The organism is Actinomadura craniellae (genome assembly GCF_003289645.1).
GTDB lineage: Bacteria > Actinomycetota > Actinomycetes > Streptosporangiales > Streptosporangiaceae > Actinomadura_D > Actinomadura_D craniellae.
This window is the reverse complement of record NZ_QLYX01000009.1, coordinates 163,403-179,909: the sequence shown is the minus strand read 5'-3', so window position 1 is coordinate 179,909 and position 16,507 is coordinate 163,403. Positions and strand designations below refer to the sequence as shown.

Annotated in this window: 18 protein-coding genes; 8 read left to right on the top strand and 10 right to left on the bottom strand. The window is 72.5% G+C overall.

The window, feature by feature from the left end:
* Positions 1-17 precede the first annotated feature (17 nt).
* Together rsrA and DPM19_RS20335 are read right to left on the bottom strand one after the other, a co-directional pair.
* Positions 18-317 carry a mycothiol system anti-sigma-R factor gene (rsrA, locus tag DPM19_RS20340; RefSeq protein WP_111869540.1) on the bottom strand — a complete coding sequence of 100 codons (300 nt, stop codon included), beginning with the start codon at positions 315-317 and terminating at the stop codon, positions 18-20.
* Between the two features lie 58 nt (positions 318-375).
* Positions 376-1,038, bottom strand: coding sequence for a sigma-70 family RNA polymerase sigma factor (locus DPM19_RS20335; protein WP_407642564.1), 663 nt, complete (start codon positions 1,036-1,038; stop codon positions 376-378).
* Positions 1,039-1,329: 291 nt separating this feature from the next.
* On the opposite strand from DPM19_RS20335, the gene DPM19_RS20330 reads away from it, so the two are divergent.
* The gene (locus DPM19_RS20330) at positions 1,330-2,103 is read left to right on the top strand and encodes a class I SAM-dependent methyltransferase (RefSeq protein ID WP_407642562.1); all 774 of its coding nucleotides are present in this window, start codon (positions 1,330-1,332) and stop codon (positions 2,101-2,103) included.
* A gap of 23 nt (positions 2,104-2,126) precedes the next feature.
* Here the strand turns inward: DPM19_RS20330 and DPM19_RS20325 are convergent, their stop codons facing one another.
* The gene (locus DPM19_RS20325) at positions 2,127-2,894 is read right to left on the bottom strand and encodes an SOS response-associated peptidase (protein WP_199485191.1); all 768 of its coding nucleotides are present in this window, start codon (positions 2,892-2,894) and stop codon (positions 2,127-2,129) included.
* 47 nt (positions 2,895-2,941) lie between these two features.
* Here DPM19_RS20325 and DPM19_RS20320 point away from each other — a divergent pair, with 47 nt between their 5' ends.
* From DPM19_RS20320 to rsgA, 3 genes are all read left to right on the top strand, one after another.
* Positions 2,942-3,523 (top strand): DoxX family protein, encoded by a 582-nt coding sequence (locus tag DPM19_RS20320; protein WP_111869536.1) that lies wholly within the window; start codon positions 2,942-2,944, stop codon positions 3,521-3,523.
* 85 nt (positions 3,524-3,608) lie between these two features.
* Complete coding sequence (gene aroA / locus DPM19_RS20315) at positions 3,609-4,880, top strand: 3-phosphoshikimate 1-carboxyvinyltransferase (RefSeq protein WP_111869535.1); 1,272 nt, start codon at positions 3,609-3,611, stop codon at positions 4,878-4,880.
* Positions 4,877-5,872, top strand: coding sequence for a ribosome small subunit-dependent GTPase A (gene rsgA / locus DPM19_RS20310; protein ID WP_111869534.1), 996 nt, complete (start codon positions 4,877-4,879; stop codon positions 5,870-5,872). Before aroA ends, rsgA begins: the two co-directional genes overlap by 4 nt.
* On the opposite strand, the gene DPM19_RS20305 is transcribed toward rsgA, so the two are convergent.
* The 3 genes from DPM19_RS20305 to DPM19_RS20295 form a co-directional block, all read right to left on the bottom strand.
* A complete protein-coding gene (locus tag DPM19_RS20305; protein WP_111869533.1) occupies positions 5,869-6,765 on the bottom strand; it encodes a phenylalanine 4-monooxygenase in 897 nt (298 codons plus the stop codon). The two genes, rsgA and DPM19_RS20305, sit on opposite strands and share 4 nt — an antisense overlap.
* Positions 6,766-6,959: 194 nt before the next feature.
* Complete coding sequence (locus DPM19_RS20300) at positions 6,960-7,802, bottom strand: hypothetical protein (protein WP_111869532.1); 843 nt, start codon at positions 7,800-7,802, stop codon at positions 6,960-6,962.
* Between the two features lie 26 nt (positions 7,803-7,828).
* Positions 7,829-8,275: a winged helix-turn-helix transcriptional regulator gene (locus tag DPM19_RS20295; protein WP_111869531.1), complete on the bottom strand. Its 447-nt coding sequence runs from the start codon at positions 8,273-8,275 to the stop codon at positions 7,829-7,831.
* A 114-nt stretch (positions 8,276-8,389) separates the two neighbouring features.
* Here DPM19_RS20295 and hisN point away from each other — a divergent pair, with 114 nt between their 5' ends.
* The 3 genes from hisN (at position 8,390) to lhgO (ending at position 10,627) form a co-directional block, all read left to right on the top strand.
* Positions 8,390-9,172 carry a histidinol-phosphatase gene (gene hisN, locus DPM19_RS20290; protein ID WP_111869661.1) on the top strand — a complete coding sequence of 261 codons (783 nt, stop codon included), beginning with the start codon at positions 8,390-8,392 and terminating at the stop codon, positions 9,170-9,172.
* A gap of 77 nt (positions 9,173-9,249) precedes the next feature.
* On the top strand, positions 9,250-9,441 hold the full coding sequence (locus DPM19_RS20285; protein WP_111869530.1) for a hypothetical protein: 192 nt from the start codon (positions 9,250-9,252) through the stop codon (positions 9,439-9,441).
* Positions 9,442-9,454: 13 nt separating this feature from the next.
* Positions 9,455-10,627 carry an L-2-hydroxyglutarate oxidase gene (lhgO, locus tag DPM19_RS20280; RefSeq protein WP_233510522.1) on the top strand — a complete coding sequence of 391 codons (1,173 nt, stop codon included), beginning with the start codon at positions 9,455-9,457 and terminating at the stop codon, positions 10,625-10,627.
* Between the two features lie 46 nt (positions 10,628-10,673).
* Here the strand turns inward: lhgO and DPM19_RS20275 are convergent, their stop codons facing one another.
* A complete protein-coding gene (locus tag DPM19_RS20275) occupies positions 10,674-11,921 on the bottom strand; it encodes a phytase (protein WP_111869529.1) in 1,248 nt (415 codons plus the stop codon).
* Positions 11,922-12,000: 79 nt separating this feature from the next.
* A complete protein-coding gene (locus DPM19_RS20270; RefSeq protein WP_111869528.1) occupies positions 12,001-12,393 on the bottom strand; it encodes a DUF732 domain-containing protein in 393 nt (130 codons plus the stop codon).
* 240 nt (positions 12,394-12,633) lie between these two features.
* On the opposite strand from DPM19_RS20270, the gene DPM19_RS20265 reads away from it, so the two are divergent.
* Positions 12,634-14,142, top strand: coding sequence for a M28 family metallopeptidase (locus tag DPM19_RS20265; protein ID WP_233510521.1), 1,509 nt, complete (start codon positions 12,634-12,636; stop codon positions 14,140-14,142).
* Positions 14,143-14,187: 45 nt separating this feature from the next.
* Here the strand turns inward: DPM19_RS20265 and DPM19_RS20260 are convergent, their stop codons facing one another.
* Together DPM19_RS20260 and DPM19_RS20255 are read right to left on the bottom strand one after the other, a co-directional pair.
* Positions 14,188-14,748, bottom strand: a complete 561-nt coding sequence (locus DPM19_RS20260; RefSeq protein WP_111869526.1) for an HdeD family acid-resistance protein — start codon at positions 14,746-14,748, stop codon at positions 14,188-14,190.
* A 54-nt stretch (positions 14,749-14,802) separates the two neighbouring features.
* Positions 14,803-16,452, bottom strand: a complete 1,650-nt coding sequence (locus DPM19_RS20255) for an AMP-binding protein (protein WP_111869525.1) — start codon at positions 16,450-16,452, stop codon at positions 14,803-14,805.
* Between the last annotated feature and the right edge of the window lie 55 nt (positions 16,453-16,507).

Genomic DNA, 16,507 nt, shown 5'->3' with positions numbered 1-16,507 from the left:
CGTGAAGATCCGGGGGGTCAGCCGGCCGGGCCGGGCTGGGTCACCTGTTCGGTCTCGCCGACCTCGGCGCAGATCTCCTGGATCCGGTCGAGCACCTTGGCCCGCAGGTCGCCGGGGACCGGCTCGCAGCCGCACGACTTGCCGACCAGCTTCTTGACGACCTCGTCGAGCCCGTACTCCTCCAGGCAGGGGCCGCACTCGTCGAGGTGCTCCCGGATCTCGGCGCAGTGGCCCGCGTCGAGCTCGCCGTCCAGGTAGGTGTAGACCCGCGCGAGCACCTCGCCGCAGGGAGTCTTGTGCGGGTTGCCGCAACTCATCGCCCGCTCACCCTCTCCACTCGCCGCACGAACGGGGTGCGGCGGCATCGCCGCCGGTTCATGCCGACCCCGTCAGGCCGCGCTCGCGAGCGTAATCCTCCAGCATGGTCCGTAGCTGCCTGCGCCCCCGGTGCAGGCGTGACATCACCGTACCGATCGGAGTGCCCATGATGTCGGCGATCTCCTTATAGGCGAACCCCTCGACATCGGCCAGGTACACGGCGATGCGGAACTCTTCGGGCAGATCCTGCAGCGCGCGCTTGACGTCCGAGTCGGGCAGGTGCTCCAGTGCCTCGGCCTCGGCGGACTTCAGCCCGCTCGAGGTGTGCGACTCGGCCCGGGCGAGCTGCCAGTCCTCGATCTCCTCGGTGCCGGACTGCTTCGGCTCGCGCTGCTTCTTGCGGTACGAGTTGATGAACGTGTTGGTCAGGATCCGGTACAGCCAGGCCTTGAGGTTGGTGCCCTCCCGGAACTGGTGGAAGGACCCGAAGGCCTTGGCGAAGGTCTCCTGGACGAGGTCTTCGGCGTCCGCCGGGTTGCGTGTCATGCGCAGCGCGGCGGAGTAGAGCTGATCCAGGAACGGGAGCACATCGCGCTGGAACCGCTCCGTGCGCTGCTCGACCGTCTCCGTCGTGCCCGTGACCCGACTCACCTCCTCGCGACCCCCTTCAAGACCGGTGTCGTATGACTCCGACGATATCGGGCCGCGGGGACGGACGATGACGGCGCCCTGACCCGGGGCCGAGGAACGGTCCGCGACAACGGCTGTCGTCATGTGGGGCACCTCTTTCTCCGCGATCACGCCGATCGCGGCCGGCCGAAACCAGCGAACAAAACGGTGCAACAGCGCGACACCCCCGTCGATTCCCTGACCGCGAGGCGCGAAGTGAGGTAAGCATGCCGGGCGCTCTCTACCGGGGGCGTCGATTGAATATGACAACCCGGACGGAGGGTGATGCACGGGTCTGAACGGGGAAAGTACCCCCCTACACGGCCAGAACAGGAGCCACCGTTGCTGCCGCTGCCGGCAAGACCCCCGACGCCCTCCGTCGCCAGCCTCAACCGCGATTGCGGAAACGACGGCGAGGACGAACTAGCCACCTACTGGACCTTCTACTGGGCCGTCGCGGCCGCCCAGCTCGAACGCTGGCTGCCCCGCCGCTCGGCCCGGGTACTGGACATCTCCGGCGGGCGCACGCACAGCGCCGCCCAGGCCGCCGCGGCGGGGCACACCGTCCTGGAGGTGGTCGGCCCGGGGGCCGCGGCGTCACCCGTGCACCGCTCCGTGCGCCGGGTCGTCGCCGACCCCGCCTCGCTCGGCTTCCTGGCCGACGGATGCGTCGACGCGGTGATCGCCGAGGACCGGGTGCTCTCCCGGCAGCTGGTGACCGAGACGACCATCGCCGAGATCGCGCGGGTGCTGCGGCCCGGCGGGCGGGTGCTGCTGTGCGTCGACTCGCTGACGCTCGGCATGGCGATCCTGGCGGAGCAGAAGTTCTGGGCCCACCTGTCCGACGTGCCCAGCGCCGAGGTCGTGCTGGTCCCCTGGCCGGACGGGGTCATCACCCGCTGCTTCTGGACCGACCAGCTGCGCGAGGTGCTCTCCGACGTGGGCCTGGAGGTGGAGTGGATCAGGCCGCGCACCGTGCTCTCACCCTCGACGATCGAGCACGTGCTCGCCGAGGACCCGCGCGCGCTGCCCCACCTCGTCTCCACCGAGCTGTCGGCCCCGGTGCATGACGACTCGCTGGGCATCCACCTGCTCGCCAGCGCCTGCCGGACCTGAGGCCCGGACCTCTCGGAACGGGCTCAGAACAGGGCGGCCGGATCGTCGTCTGTGGGCAGCGGGCGAATCAGCTCGGGGCCGTTGTTGCGAACGTTGCCCACGGCCGGCGAGACGGGGTGTGCCTCCATGGTGCCCGCCATCGCGGGCACCAGCAGTGACCGCACCTCGTCGGGGTCGGTCAGGCCCGGGTCGAGCCAGGCGTCCCAGCGGGAGGGCTCGACCACCATGGGCATCCGGTCGTGGATCCGGCCGACGTCGTCGCTGGCCTCGGTGGTGATCACCGTGCAGGTCCACAGCCACTCTCCGTCGGGCTCCCGCCACAGCTCGTACAGGCCCGCCATGGCCATGAGGGAGCCGTCGGCGGGATGGATGAAGTAGGGCTGCTTGCGGGGCTTGCGGCCCTCTTCGGTCTCCAGCTTGTACCACTCGTAGAAGCCGTCCGCGGGGAGCAGGCAGCGCCGCCGTTTGAAGGCCCGGCGGAAGGACGGCTTCTCGTGCACCGTCTCGACCCGGGCGTTGATCAGCCGGCTGCCGATCCCGGGGTCCTTGGCCCACGAGGGCACCAGCCCCCAGCGCACCGTCCGCAGCTCGCGGGCGGGCTCCTGGGCTTCCCCGGCCGCCTCTTCTTCCTTGGGTTCCTCCTTGGGCCGGTGCTCCAGCACCACCGGCACCTGCTTGGTGGGCGCGACGTTGTAGTCGGGTTCCAGGACGCCTTCGGTCGCGTCGATCTGGACCTGGAACGCGTCCAGCAGTTCCTGGCGAGCGCGCGCCGTCGCATATCTACCGCACATGCCTCCCATCCTTGCGTGACCTTCCTTCCGGTGGGCATGAGGGCTGCATGCGACCCATCAGATTCCTCGCTCGCCCGCTCGTGGCCGCCCCGTTCGTGGTCCACGGCCTGGAGGCGCTGCGTGACCCCCGCGTCCGGGCCGAGAAGGTCGGCCCCACCCTCAAGACGGCGGCCGACCGGCTCGACTGGCTGCCCGCCAAGGACCCCGAGACCCTGGTCCGGCTCCAGGGCGCCCTTGGCGTCGGCGCCGGAGCCCTGCTGGCGATCGGCCGGCTCCCCCGGCTCACCTCGCTGCTGCTCGCCGCCCAGCTCGTCCCGACCCTGCTCGCCGAGAACCGCTACTGGTCCGAGGACGACCCGGACCGGCGGCCGAGCGAGCGCGCGCACCTGCTGAAGAACGCCGGGCTGTTCGGCGCGCTGCTGCTGACGGCGACCGAGCCGCGCCGGCACCCGCACGCCGAGGCGCTGCGCCGGCAGATGCGGGAGACCAAGCTGCGGACGAACGCCGAGGCCAAGCACCTCAAGTCCGAGCTGCGGCACGCCCGGCGGGAGGCCGCGCTGCAGTCGCGTGGCGCCCGCAGCGAGATCGGCCGGCGCGCGGAGCGGACCCGCCGCCGCGTCGCCCACTGAGCCGCGGGAGTGGACGTGCCGGGATGAGCGTGGTGAGCGCCGCTGACCGGCGCCCGGCTGCGCGTTCCTCGATAGCCTTGCGGGCATGACGTCCACCCAGACCTGGCCGGCTCCCGTCGCCGCCGGACCGGTCGATGCCACCGTGGCCCTGCCGGGCTCCAAGTCGATGACGAACCGGGCGCTGATCCTGGCCGCCCTGGCCGATGGGCCCACCCTGGTCGAGGCCCCGCTGCGCAGCCGCGACACGCTGCTGATGGCGGCGGCGCTGCGGGCGCTGGGCGTGGACGTCGAGGACGAGGGCGCCGACTGGCGGGTGCGGCCGGGCGCGCTGCGCGGCCCGGCCGCGGTGGACGTGGGCCTGGCCGGCACGGTCATGCGGTTCCTGCCGCCGGTGGCCGCGCTGGCCGACGGCGAGGTGACGATCGACGGCGACCCCCGGGCCCGGGAGCGGCCGATGGGCCCGCTGCTGACCGCGCTGCACCGGCTGGGCGCCGAGATCAACGACGGCGGCCGGGGCGCGCTGCCCTTCACCGTGCGCGGCCGGGGCGGGCTGGCGGGCGGCCCCGTCACCATCGACGCCTCCGGTTCCTCCCAGCTGGTGTCCGGGCTGCTGCTGGCCGCGCCCCGCTTCGAGAAGGGCGTGGAGGTCCGGCACGAGGGCCCGCCGGTGCCCTCGGCGCCGCACCTGGCGATGACCGTGGCGATGCTGCGGGCCGCCGGAGCCTCGGTCGAGACGGGCACGGACCTGTGGCGGGTGGCGTCCGGACCGGTGCGCGGCGGGGTGACGGCGATCGAGCCCGACCTGTCCAACGCGGCCCAGTTCCTGGGCGCCGCGCTGGTGACCGGCGGCCGGGTGACGGTGCCGGGCTGGCCGGCCGAGACGACCCAGCCGGGCGACGCGCTGCGCGGGCTGCTGGCCTCGATGGGCGCCGAGGTGACCGACGGTCCCGCGGGGCTGACCGTGCGGGGCACCGGCGGGTTCCGGGGCATCGACGCGGACCTGCGGGAGGTGGGCGAGCTGACGCCGGTGCTGGCGGCTCTCGCCGCGCTGGCCGATTCCCCGTCCCGGCTGACGGGCATCGCGCACCTGCGCGGGCACGAGACCGACCGGCTGGCCGCGCTGGTCGCCGAGCTCAACGCGCTCGGCGGCGACGCCCGGGAGCTGCCCGACGGGCTGGAGATCCGGCCGCGCCCGCTGCGCGGCGGGGTGTTCCGCACCTATGACGACCACCGGATGGTGATGGCCGCGGCGGTGCTCGGCCTAGCAGTTCCCGGCATTGAGGTAGAAAACGTAGCAACCGTGGGCAAAACCCTCCCAGGGTTCACCGGTCTGTGGACCGCGATGTTGGAGGGATGACCCTGGCCCGCAGCAGGCACGACTACGACGAGGACGACGTCCGGGTCCGCCCCGGGCGCCGCGGCTCCCGCCCCCGGACCCGGCGGCGGCCGGCGCACGAGAGCGCGGCCGCCGGATTCGTGACCGCGGTCGACCGGGGCCGCTACCGGTGCCTGGTGGACGGCCACCAGGTGACCGCGATGCGGGCCCGCGAACTGGGCCGCAAGGGCGTGGTGGTGGGCGACCGGGTGGCCCTCGTCGGCGACATCTCCGGCGAGCCCGACGCGCTGGCCCGGATCGTCCGGGTCGAGCCGCGCCGCTCCGCGCTGCGGCGGACCGCCGACGACACCGACCCGTTCGAGCGCATCGTCGTGGCCAACGCCGACCGGCTCGTCATCGTGACCGCGCTGGCCGACCCCGAGCCCCGCCCCCGGATGATCGACCGCTGCCTGGTCGCCGCCCACGACGCCGGCATGGCGCCGCTGCTCTGCCTGACCAAGGCCGACCTGGCCGCTCCGGGCGACCTGCTGGCGGTCTACGCGCCGCTGGAGGTGCCCTCCACCGTGACCCGGCGCGGCGAGGACCCCGCCGAGCTGCGCAAGCTGCTGGCCGGCCAGGTCAGCGTGCTGGTCGGCCACTCCGGGGTGGGCAAGTCCACGCTGGTCAACGCGCTGGTGCCGGAGGCGTCCCGGGCCGTCAGCCAGGTCAACGCCGTCACCGGGCGGGGCCGGCACACCTCCTCGTCGGCGATCGCCCTGGAACTGCCCGACGGCGGCTGGATCATCGACACCCCGGGCGTGCGCAGCTTCGGGCTGGCCCATGTGCCGCCGGACGGGCTGGTGGCCGCCTTCCCCGAACTCGCCGAGGGCGCGGTGCACTGCCCGCCCAACTGCGACCACCTCCAGCCCGACTGCGCGCTCGACAACTGGGTGGCCCAGGGGCACGCCTCGCCCGGCCGCCTGGACTCGCTGCGCCGGCTGCTGGCGGGCCGGGACGAGGACCCGGCCGGCTAGCCGGCCCGGCCGGCGACGCCGATGAGCTCCAGGATGGAGTCGTCGTCGCAGGTGGACCAGAAGACCCCGGCGACGTCCTCCAGGTGGTTCAGGGACTCGGCCCGGAACAGCACGTCCTGGTACTGGGTGATGTCGTAGTGGGTGGTGCCCATCACCGCCAGGTCCAGCGGCCGGATGTCCATGTGCCGGAACTCCTCGATCTCCCCGTAGGAGGACAGGATGCCGGCGCCGTACGCCTTGAGCTCGCCGCCCTCCTGCATCACGCCGAACTCCAGGGTGAACCAGAAGACCTTGGAGACGAACTCCAGCGCCTCGGTGCTCTCCACCCGGCGGGCGGCCTGCCCGGCGGCCCGGTACAGCGCGGCGAGGCGGTCGGAGGCGAGCGTGTTGCCATGCCCGACCACCTCGTGGATCACGTCCGGCTCGGGCGTGTAGAAGGGCGTGCTGTGGTGCCGGATGTACTGGGTGGAGTGGAAGTAGGAGTCGGCCAGCGACCCGTAGAACTCGCGCAGCGGGACGAGCCCGGCGGCGGGCAGGTAGCGGAACCCGGTCAGCGGCCGGAGCATCCCGGAGACCTCTTCGAGCTGCGGGATGCGGTCGGCGGGTAGCCCGAGGCGGGCCTTGGCGGTCAGGAACTCGGTGATCGCGTACCGCTCGTGCTTGCGGTCGAGCTCGCGGCTGACCACCCGCCAGACCTCGTGCTCCTCCTCGGTGTAGCCGACCTCGGGGATGGGGTCGCCGCGGTGGTGGTCGAGGGCCAGCCGGGCGATCTCGTCACGCCGGGACCGGTAGACGGGATCGGCGAAGCCCGGATGGTTCCGGGCCAGTTCGACGGTGACCCGCCCCTGTGCGTCGCGGCGGACGGGCGCGAAGTACTGCCCTTCCTCGAACATATGGATCGCCTCCTCGTCGAGACGGGGAGGTGAACGACGCTCGCCTTGGTGTGGGAGGTGCCGTCCATCCCCCGAAGTCTGGGGTTCTCCCAGAAGATGGTGAGAACAGCACATATACCCTGATTCGCCAACCCTGCGCAGGAGCGATTCTCAGGTAAAGAATGTTTTCTGCCGATCATGCCTACGGCAAATGATCATCCGCCCCCGATCCGGTCGATCAGGGCCATCGCCCGCGCCTCGGCGTCGTCCAGCATCTTGACGTGCACCGGAGCCAGATCCGCCACGCATCGGGTCATCTCGGCGGTGACCTGGCTGAACGCGGTCTCCTCGGCACCGCGCAGCGCCGCCCGCACGGTCGCCGACCGGCCGCCGAACGCCGCCCACTCCAGTTCCAGCCGGCCCATCGCCTCGTCGAACGCGGCGGCCGTGGCATAGGACTCGGCCCGCAGGTCGGCCGGGATCTCGTCGTGGCCGGCCTTGCGCGCCCGGCCCGACAGCCCGGAGATGCGCCCGGCGAGCTCCAGCCCCTCCCGGGCCCGCGGCAGCACCTCGTGGATCAGGTCGGTGACCACCGTGGCCAGCTCCTCGACCCGGGTCAGCAGCGTCTCGGTCGCCGTGTCGAGCGCGCCGGAGGTACGGTCGGCGACCTGCTCGGCCACCGCCCGTTCCTGGCGGCGCAGCTCCGGCACCACGTCGTCGCCCAGCCGGCGGCGCAGCTCTGCGTCGAGCTCGTCGCCCGCGCCTCGCTCGCACCAGTTCGCCCAGATGCGCTCGATGCGCTGCCGGCCAGAGGCCTCGATCTCGCCGGTAATCTCTCCCAGCGCCTCGTTCGACCGGGCTTTCAGCCGTTCCACCCGGTCGTACAGCGCCTCGCGCTTGAAGGGTTCGTTGATCTCGTGCAGCACGGCCTGCAACCGCCTGGACACGTCGATGGCGTGCTCGGCCAGCGGGACGAGCCGGTCGGCCAGCTCATCGGTCGTCCGCGCGCGTCGAGGATCGGTGAGTTCGGCGACCCACCCGGGAAGCTCTTGCGGCATGGGGCCATATTCCCACCCAAGGTCCCTCAGCGGCCCGCAACGCCCCGACCGGTCGGCGAGTGCACCCGATCACGGGTCGGTTCGCCGCAGTGCCGGCAGGTCACCACCGCCTCCAGATGCTCGCCGCAGGAGTGCAGCCAGCGCACCGGCGGATCCTCCGGGTTGAGGTGGGTGTCACCCCATCTGGCCAGGGCGAGGAGCACGTCACCGAGTTCCCGGCCCGCGCGGGTGAGGTGGTACTCGTAGCGGGGCGGCCGGTCGCTGTAGCGGGTGCGCGACAGGATCCCGGCGTCCTCCAGCTTGCGCAGCCGGATCGTCAGGAGGTCGCGGGACGCCCCGGTGTTGTAGGCGATCCCGTCGAAACGATGGACCCCGTGGAACAGTTCGCGGATCACCAGCAGCGTCCAGCGCTCGCCCACCACGTCGAGGGTGTCGGCCACCGAGCACGGCCGCGGGTTCGCATCCTTGGGCATGCGCACAGCCTAGTTATCCGGGGCCTGGATATGCCCATACCCCCGGACCCGGTCATAGCGGTGTCACTCCGGCATGGCCCCCGGACCCGGCCCGGTCGCGGTAGCGTGCAGGCCGTGGCGGACTATTCGGATGACCTGCGGCTGGCACACGTGCTGGCCGACGCGGCCGACGGCATCACCACCCAGCGGTTCCGGGCCCTCGACCTGCGGGTCGAGACCAAGCCCGACCTCACCCCGGTGAGCGACGCCGACCGGGCGGTCGAGGAGCAGATCCGCGGCACCCTCAAGCGCGCCCGGCCCCGCGACGCCGTGCTGGGCGAGGAGTACGGCCTGAGCGGCTCCGGCGCGCGCCGCTGGGTGATCGACCCGATCGACGGCACCAAGAACTTCGTCCGCGGGGTGCCCGTCTGGGCCACGCTGATCTCGCTGATGGAGTACGACCGGGTGGTGGTTGGGCTGGTGTCGGCCCCCGCGCTGCAACGGCGCTGGTGGGCGGCGCGCGACGGCGGGGCGTGGACCGGCCGCAGCCTGGCCAAGGCCACCCGCTGCCAGGTCTCGTCGGTCGCCAGGCTGACCGATGCCTCGCTGTCGTTCTCCAGCCTCAGCGGGTGGGAGGAACGCGACCGGCTCGACGCCTTCCTCGACCTGACCCGGGCCGTCTGGCGCACCCGGGCGTTCGGCGACTTCTGGTCGCACATGCTGGTCGCCGAAGGGGCCGCCGACATCTCGGCCGAGCCGGAGGTCTCGCTGTGGGACCTGGCCGCGCTCCAGGTGATCGTGGAGGAGGCCGGCGGGTCGTTCACCGACCTGTCCGGCGAGCACCGGGCCGACGGGGGCAGCGTGGTCTGCACCAACGGCGCGCTGCACGATGAGGTGCTCCACACGCTGGGTGGCTAGATTTTCGCGATATATCGTGGTGTTACGGAACCACTCGTCCCGAGCGGCCGTTTTCCAGGTAGTGGAGGTGGTCGTTGATGTCCAGTCAGGCCAAGGTCGCCGTCGGCGGCGTCGTCGTGGCGATCCTCGCGCTGATACTGATCCCCACGTTCATCCTCAAGCTGATCGTTCTCGGTGTCATCGCGATACCGGTGGCCGGCTACCTGATGCTCGACCCGTCGCAGCGCCGCCGGGTGCGGGCCCAGGGACGCAAGCGCCTGGGGAGCTAGTACCTTTCCCCAGGTGAACGGGCTTCGGGTCGGCGTGGTGGGAGCCGGCATCCTCGGACTGGCGGTGGCCCGGCAACTGGCCGGCTCCGGCGCCCGGGTGACCGTCCTGGAGAAGGAAGATCGGGTCGCCGCGCACCAGACCGGCCACAACAGCGGTGTGGCGCACGCCGGGCTGTACTACCCGCCGGGCTCGCTGAAGGCCCGGCTGTGCCGCCGCGGGCTGGGCCTGCTCCGGGAGTACTGCGCCGAGCGCGGGCTGCCGTACGTCGAGTGCGGCAAGGTCGTGGTGGCGCGGAACCCCGCCGAGCTCGACCGGCTGGCCGAGATCGAGCGGCGGGCGCGGGCCAACGGGGTGCCGGGGCTGCGGCGGCTGACGGCGGACGGGCTGCGCGAGGTCGAACCGCACGCCGCGGGGGTCGCCGCCCTGCACTCGCCGCGGACCGCGATCGTGGACTTCGCCGCGGTGGCCCGGGCGATGGCCGCCGAGTTGGACGGCGCGGTGCGCACCGGGACGGCGGTGACCCGGATCCGCCGGTCCGGCGACGAGGTGGTGGTCAACGAGGAGTTCGCGTTCGACCGGCTGGTGGTCTGCGCCGGGCTGTGGTCCGACCGGGTGGCCCGGCTGGCGGGCGACTCGCCGGGGCCGGCGATCGTCCCGTTCCGGGGCGAGTACCACCGGCTGGTGCCCGGGCGCACCGACCTGGTACGGGGGCTGATCTACCCGGTGCCCGACCCGCGCTACCCGTTCCTCGGGGTGCACTTCACCCGGCGGGTGGACGGCGGGGTCGACGTGGGGCCCAACGCGGTGCTGGCGCTGGCCCGGGAGGGCTACCGGCGCCGCGACGTGCGCCCGGCCGAGCTGTGGGAGACGCTGCGCTGGCCGGGGTTCCGGCGGCTGGCCGCGCGGCACTGGCGGACCGGGCTGCGGGAAATGTACGGCTCGGCGGTCAGGCGCGCCTTCGTGGCCGAGGCCCGCTCGTTCGTCCCGGAGCTGCGGGTCGCCGACGTGACGCCCGCACCGGCCGGGGTGCGCGCCCAGGCGGTCGACCTGGACGGCTCGCTGGTCGACGACTTCCGCATCGGCCGGATCGGGCCGGTGATCACCGTCCGCAACGCTCCCTCACCGGCCGCCACGTCCTCCCTGGCGATCGCCGAGCACCTGGCCGAGCAGGCCGCGCTCGACTGAGCGCGACCTGCCCGGCGCTAGGCAACCAGCCTAGTTACTGGCAGGGTCACCGCACGACCAGGCCCAGCGGGCGGGCCACCGCGTCCCAGCGCACGAACTTGAAGTTCGTGTTCTCGCGGGGTTCGCCCGACGGGTCGGTCACCACGGGGGTGTTGTCCCCGTCGTGGACGACCAGCAGGCCGCGGGGGAAGGCGGGGCCGAGCGGGCCGTCGAACACGGCGGCGCCGTCGCTCTCCTGGACGCCGTCCAGGCCGTTGCCCGCCCCGATCTTGAAGCTGCGCAGGTAGCGGCCGTCGCGCCGGTCGTAGATCACGAACGTGTCGTCGCCCTGGCCGGAGGCGATCAGGTAGCCGCCGCCGTAGTGGATGGTCAGCCCCTCCACGTCGGCCGCCAGCCGCCGGCCGCCGAAGCCGGGGTCGGCGCCGGGGACGCACTCCTCGGTGCCGGGGTCGTAGACGCCCGGCACCCCGAACTCGCGGACCCGGTCGACCAGCTTCGGCTCGCCCCGCAGGGTGGCCGGCAGCCGCCAGATGCCCACGGTCTCCTGGGCGGCGTACAGCACGCCCGTGCGGGCGTCGACGACCATGCCCTCGACCTGCGGGTCCTCGCCAGGCTCCAGGCAGGGCGTCCAGGAGGTGCCGTCGGGCAGCCGGAACGCGGTCGGCAGCTCGATCGTGCGGACGGTCCGGTAGGTGTACCCGGCACGGGTCCCGAGCAGTTCCACCAGCGCGAGGGTGCTGGTGCCGGCGCGGCTGACCACCGCGTACGCCCGGCCCTCGCGGGTGAAGACGGCCAGGCCGTAGGGGGTGCGCTGCTCGTTGACCTCGTCCTGGGTGCGGTTGAACAGCAGCGGCACCGCGGGGTCGGTCACGTCGGTCACGCCCGTGCCGGAGACCCGGTAGAAGCGGAGCGTGTCGCGGCCCCGGTCGGTGACGACGGCGAGGTCCCGTCCGGGCACCAGGTCGACGTTGTTGAACCGCCCGCTCTCGTCGTCCGGCCCGGGGGCCGGGGGTGCGGGCACGTGCTGGATCACCCGGCCGTCCAGCGCGTACACGTGCAGCCCGCCCTCCTTGGCCGTGCCGAGCACCAGGCTGCGCGCCGGGTCGCCGGGGTGCCGCCAGACGGCGGGGTCGTCGCCGTCGGCGTTGCCGCCCGCGTCGTCGTCGAAGAGCGCCGGGGTCTCCACCGCCGGGGCGGCGGACGGAACGGAGGGCGCGGTTCCGGCCCGGGCCGGAACCGTGAGGCCGGCGGCGAGGCAGGCCGCGAGGAGGGTCAGGGGCAGGGCGCGGGGCATCGGGCGGCTCCTGGAGGTGGGGTACCGGCCCGATCTCACCGCTGGTGGGCGGCGACCGGGTGACGGGCCGGGAACGGGCTCACGACTGCTTGATGAGCCCCGGGCAGATGTAGGTCTGGGTGGCCTTGAGGATCTGCTGGGCCTTGGCGTCCTCGGTGACCGCGTAGCTCCGCTTCACCCGGTCCAGCAGTTCGGCGCCGGACTTCCCCTGCTGGATGTCGGTGCAGGTCTCGACCGCCTTGATGAGCATCATCCCGCCGTCGGCCGCCAGCTTCTTATCCACCTGGGTCAGCGCCTGGATGAACTTGGTCTGGTCTTCCGGCTTGACCTCCGGCTGGGTGCCGGGGGACGGCGGCGCCAGCGTGGTGGGCGGAGGCGGTGGGGAGGAGGCGGCGGACGACGGGTCGCCCTCGGACGAGCAACCCGCCAGCAACGCGAGGGACAGGATGATCAACGGCATCTTGGGAGACATGAGGCCGCAGCGTAGGGCGCGTCTCCGCGCCGGAACAGACGCCCGCCGCCGAACGGGGCGATCGCACACCCGATCCCGTCCGCACGGCCCGCGATCCTGTTCGCCGGGACAGTAACCATTGCGAAAACCGGCTGACGGGATGTCCGTTAGCGGCCACCCGGGTTGCCCCGGGAGGGAATCAGGACAGAACCTCGCACAATCCCAGAAAGGCTCATTCCACCCGGCTCGATGGAGGTACAGATGCGCGGAATCCCTCGCCGGGGCGTCGCCCTGGCGGCGGCCGTGATCCTGCCGCTCACCCTCGCCACCCCGGCCCAGGCCACTCCACTGGGCGACCTCTTCGTCCGCAAGGCCGTCCACGCGGTCAACGGGAAGAACCTCACCGAACACCTGAAGCGCTTCCAGCAGATCGCGGACGCCCACGGCGGCACCCGGTCCCGGGGCACCCCGGGATACGACGCCTCCGTGGACTACGTGGCCGGAAAGCTGCGCAAGGCCGGCTACCGGGTGCGCACCACCGCCGTGGAGTTCCCGCAGAACTGGACGGAGCTGTCCCCGCCGGTGCTCAGCCAGACCGCTCCGGAGGCCACGACCTACACGAACCCGGCCGACTACGTCACAGTGGTCTCGTCGGGCTCGGGTGACGTCACCGCGCAGGTCCAGGGCGTGGACCTGGTGATCCCGCCCGCGCCCACGCCCAACACCTCCACCAGCGGCTGCCAGACCGCCGACTTCGACGGGTTCGTCGCGGGCCGGATCGCGCTGATCCAGCGCGGCACCTGCCCGTTCATCGACAAGGCGCGCAACGCCAAGGCCGCCGGCGCGGCCGGAGTGATCTTCTTCAACGAGGGGCAGCCGGGCCGGACGGACCCGTTCGCCTTCGACATCGGCGAGTGGCGGCTGGGCTTCCCGGTGGTGTTCGCGAGCACGGCGACCGGGCTGGACCTGGCCGACCCGGCGGGCACGACCGTCCGGCTCAAGGTGGACGCCCGCACCGAGGTCGGCACCACCCGCAATGTGATCGCCGACTCGCCCCGGGGCCGCCCGGACAATGTCGTGATGGTCGGCGCCCACCTCGACAGCGTGCCGGAGGGCCCGGGCCTCAACGACAACGCCACCGGCAGCGCCGCGATCCTGGAAACCGCACTCAAGATCGCCAAGTTCCCGGTGCGCAACCGGGTGCGGTTCGCGTTCTGGGGCGCGGAGGAGGCCGGGCTGCTCGGCTCCACGCAGTACGTGGAGGGCCTGCCCACCGCCGAACGCAACAAGATCAGGCTCTACCTGAACTTCGACATGGTCGGCTCGCCGAACTACGCGTACAAGATCTACGACGGTGACGACTCCGACGCCACCGGCTCCCCCGCCGGGCCGCCCGGCTCCGCGCAGATCGAGAAGGTCTTCGAGAAGTTCTACGACCAGCGCTCGCTGGGGCACGTCGGCACCGACTTCGACGGGCGCTCCGACTACGGCCCGTTCATCGCCATCGGTATCCCCGCCGGCGGGCTGTTCACCGGCGCCGAGGGCCTGAAGACCCCCGCGGAGGCCCAGCTGTTCGGCGGCCAGGCGGGCGTGGCCTACGACGTCTGCTACCACCTGGCGTGCGACACGCTCGCCAACGTCAACACCACGGCCCTGGACGTGAACGCGGATGCGATCGCCACCGCGACGGTCACCTTCGCCTTCAACACCGCCCAGATCCCGCCCCGCACCACCGGGTCGGGCCGGACGGCCACCACGGCCGCCCGCTGAGCCGAACGGCCATGACCCCGCGTCCGCACCCGTGCGGGCGCGGGGTCACCCGGCGGGCCCGGCCGGACCAACGGTGGACGCGAGCCGGCGTAGCCGGAACGCGCTGGCGAGCAGCACCGCCCCGTACACGATCGAGAAGAAGCCGATCATCCAGACCACCGCGATCGCCCCGCTGACCGGCCAGACGAACAGCAGGAAGCCGAGCAGCACGGAGAGCGCGCCGCCCAGGATCCACAGCCACTCGTCGGTGATCTCCTGGCGCAGGTAGATCCCGGCGGCGATCTCGAAGACGCCGGTGATCACCGCCCAGATGGCGATCAGGAAGAGCAGCACCAGCGCGGTGACGCCCGGCCAGACCAGCGCGAGCACCCCCAGCAGCACCCCCGCCGCCCCGGTGACCGCCAGCCACGGCCGGGACTGCCGGGTCCCGCCACGGATGGCCATGACCAGCGCGAACACCCCGTCGACCAGTGCGTACAGGCCGAACACGATGACCAGCGCCAGCACCGTGATGCCGGGCCAGATCCAGGCGACGAGGCCGAAGAGGATGGCGAGCGCCCCGCGCAGCGCGAGGACCCACCAGTGCCGGCCGAGCTGATCGAACATGGTCGAACGCTTCCCCGCCGCCGGGACGACAACCCCAGCGGGGGGCAAAACCGGTCACTCCACGATCGTGGCGCCCGGCATCCGGCCGGCCTGGAGCAGCTCCCACATGTAGCGGCGGCGGGGCTTGCCGCTGGAGGTCCGCTGGATCAGCCCGCTGCCGACGACGATCGTGACCGCGACATCCTGGCCGAGCCGCCGCCCAAGCACCCGCCGGACGTCGCCGGCCCAGGGCGCGTCGCCGGTCTCGGCGAACAGCGCGATCCCCCGGGAGCCGACACCCGGCACGCTGACGACCACGATGCGGCCCCTGCCCAGCCGGGTGACCTCGGCGATCTTCGACTCCAGGTCCTCCACGTACACGCTGCGGCCGCGGACCTTGATGCTGTCGCCCATCCGGCCGAGTACGAACAGCTGCCCGTCGTGGAAGAACCCGGCGTCGCCGGTGTAGACCTTGCCGTCGATGAAGCGGGTGGACTTGGCCTCGGCCCCGGCGTAGTAACCGGGGCAGCAGGACTCGCCGCCGACGACGATCTCGCCGAGGTGCCCCGCGGGCAGTTCCCGGCCGCCGTCGTCGACGATCGTCACCGGCACGTCGTCCTCGGGGGTGCCGGTGCCGACCACCCAGCCGGTCTTGACGTCCAGCGCCTCCGGGCCCAGCGGGCGCTGCTCCAGGATGCGGACGGGTTCACCGAAGGACAGCGACTCGTTGTCGGGCTGGACGGCGAGCGGGTCGCGGGCCACCTGGTCCATGGTGACCAGCAGGGTGGTCTCGGCCATCCCGAAGGCGGGTTTGAAGGCGTGCCGGGAGAACCCGAACGGCTCCAGCAGCCGGGCGAACTGTTCGAGCGAGCGCGGGTCGATCGGCTCGGCGCCGACCAGCGCGGTCTTCCACCCCGACAGGTCGAGCCCGTCGAGTTGCTCGGGCTTGACCCGGCGCGCGGTGTAGGCGTACGCGAACGGCGGGGCGGCGGTGTGCCGGGCGGTGTCGAAGCACCGGATCCACCGGGCGGGGTTCCGGATGAACTGGTCGGGGCGCATCAGCCGGATGTCGGTCTGCCGGGAGGCCGGGGTGAGGAACGTTCCGATCAGCCCCATGTCGTGGTAGAGCGGCAGCCAGGTGGCGATCTCCTCGCCCTCCTCGAAGCCGGCGCTGCGGGCGATCAGGTCCGCGTTGGCCGCCAGGTTCGGCCAGGTCACCATGACCCCGCGCGGGTCGCCGCTGGAACCGGAGGTGAACTGGAGCAGCGCCAGTTCACCGGCCGGGCGTACCTCGATCTCCTCGTCGGCCTGGCGGGGCAGCCAGGGCCGGTCGGGCAGGCCCGCGGCGGCCAGCGCCCGGGACGTCAGGTCCGCCAGATCCGCGGAGGCGATGGTCAGCTTGGGCCGGGCCTGCCGCAGGATGGCGGCGACGTGCGCCACGTAGTCGTCGCCGTCCTGGAAGAGCGGCGGGGTGATCAGGCAGGTGGTGGCGCCCGCGGCCCAGACCCCGAAGTAGGTCTCGGCGAGGGTGAAGTCGGTGGGCAGGACCATGCAGACGACGTCGCCCGGCTCGATCCCCTCGGCCACCAGCGCTCCGGCGGTGCGGCGCGCGGCCGCGGCCAGGTCGGTGTACTCGCGGAATTCCCAGCCGCCGTCGTCTCCGGCCAGGTGGATTCCGCGGCCCGCCCGTGGCTTGTCGAGCCAGTCCCGCAGTCCAGATGTCATCGCCCGTCCCTTCACCGCCGGCCGGATGTATGCGCGAAGAAGCGTTCACCGCGCG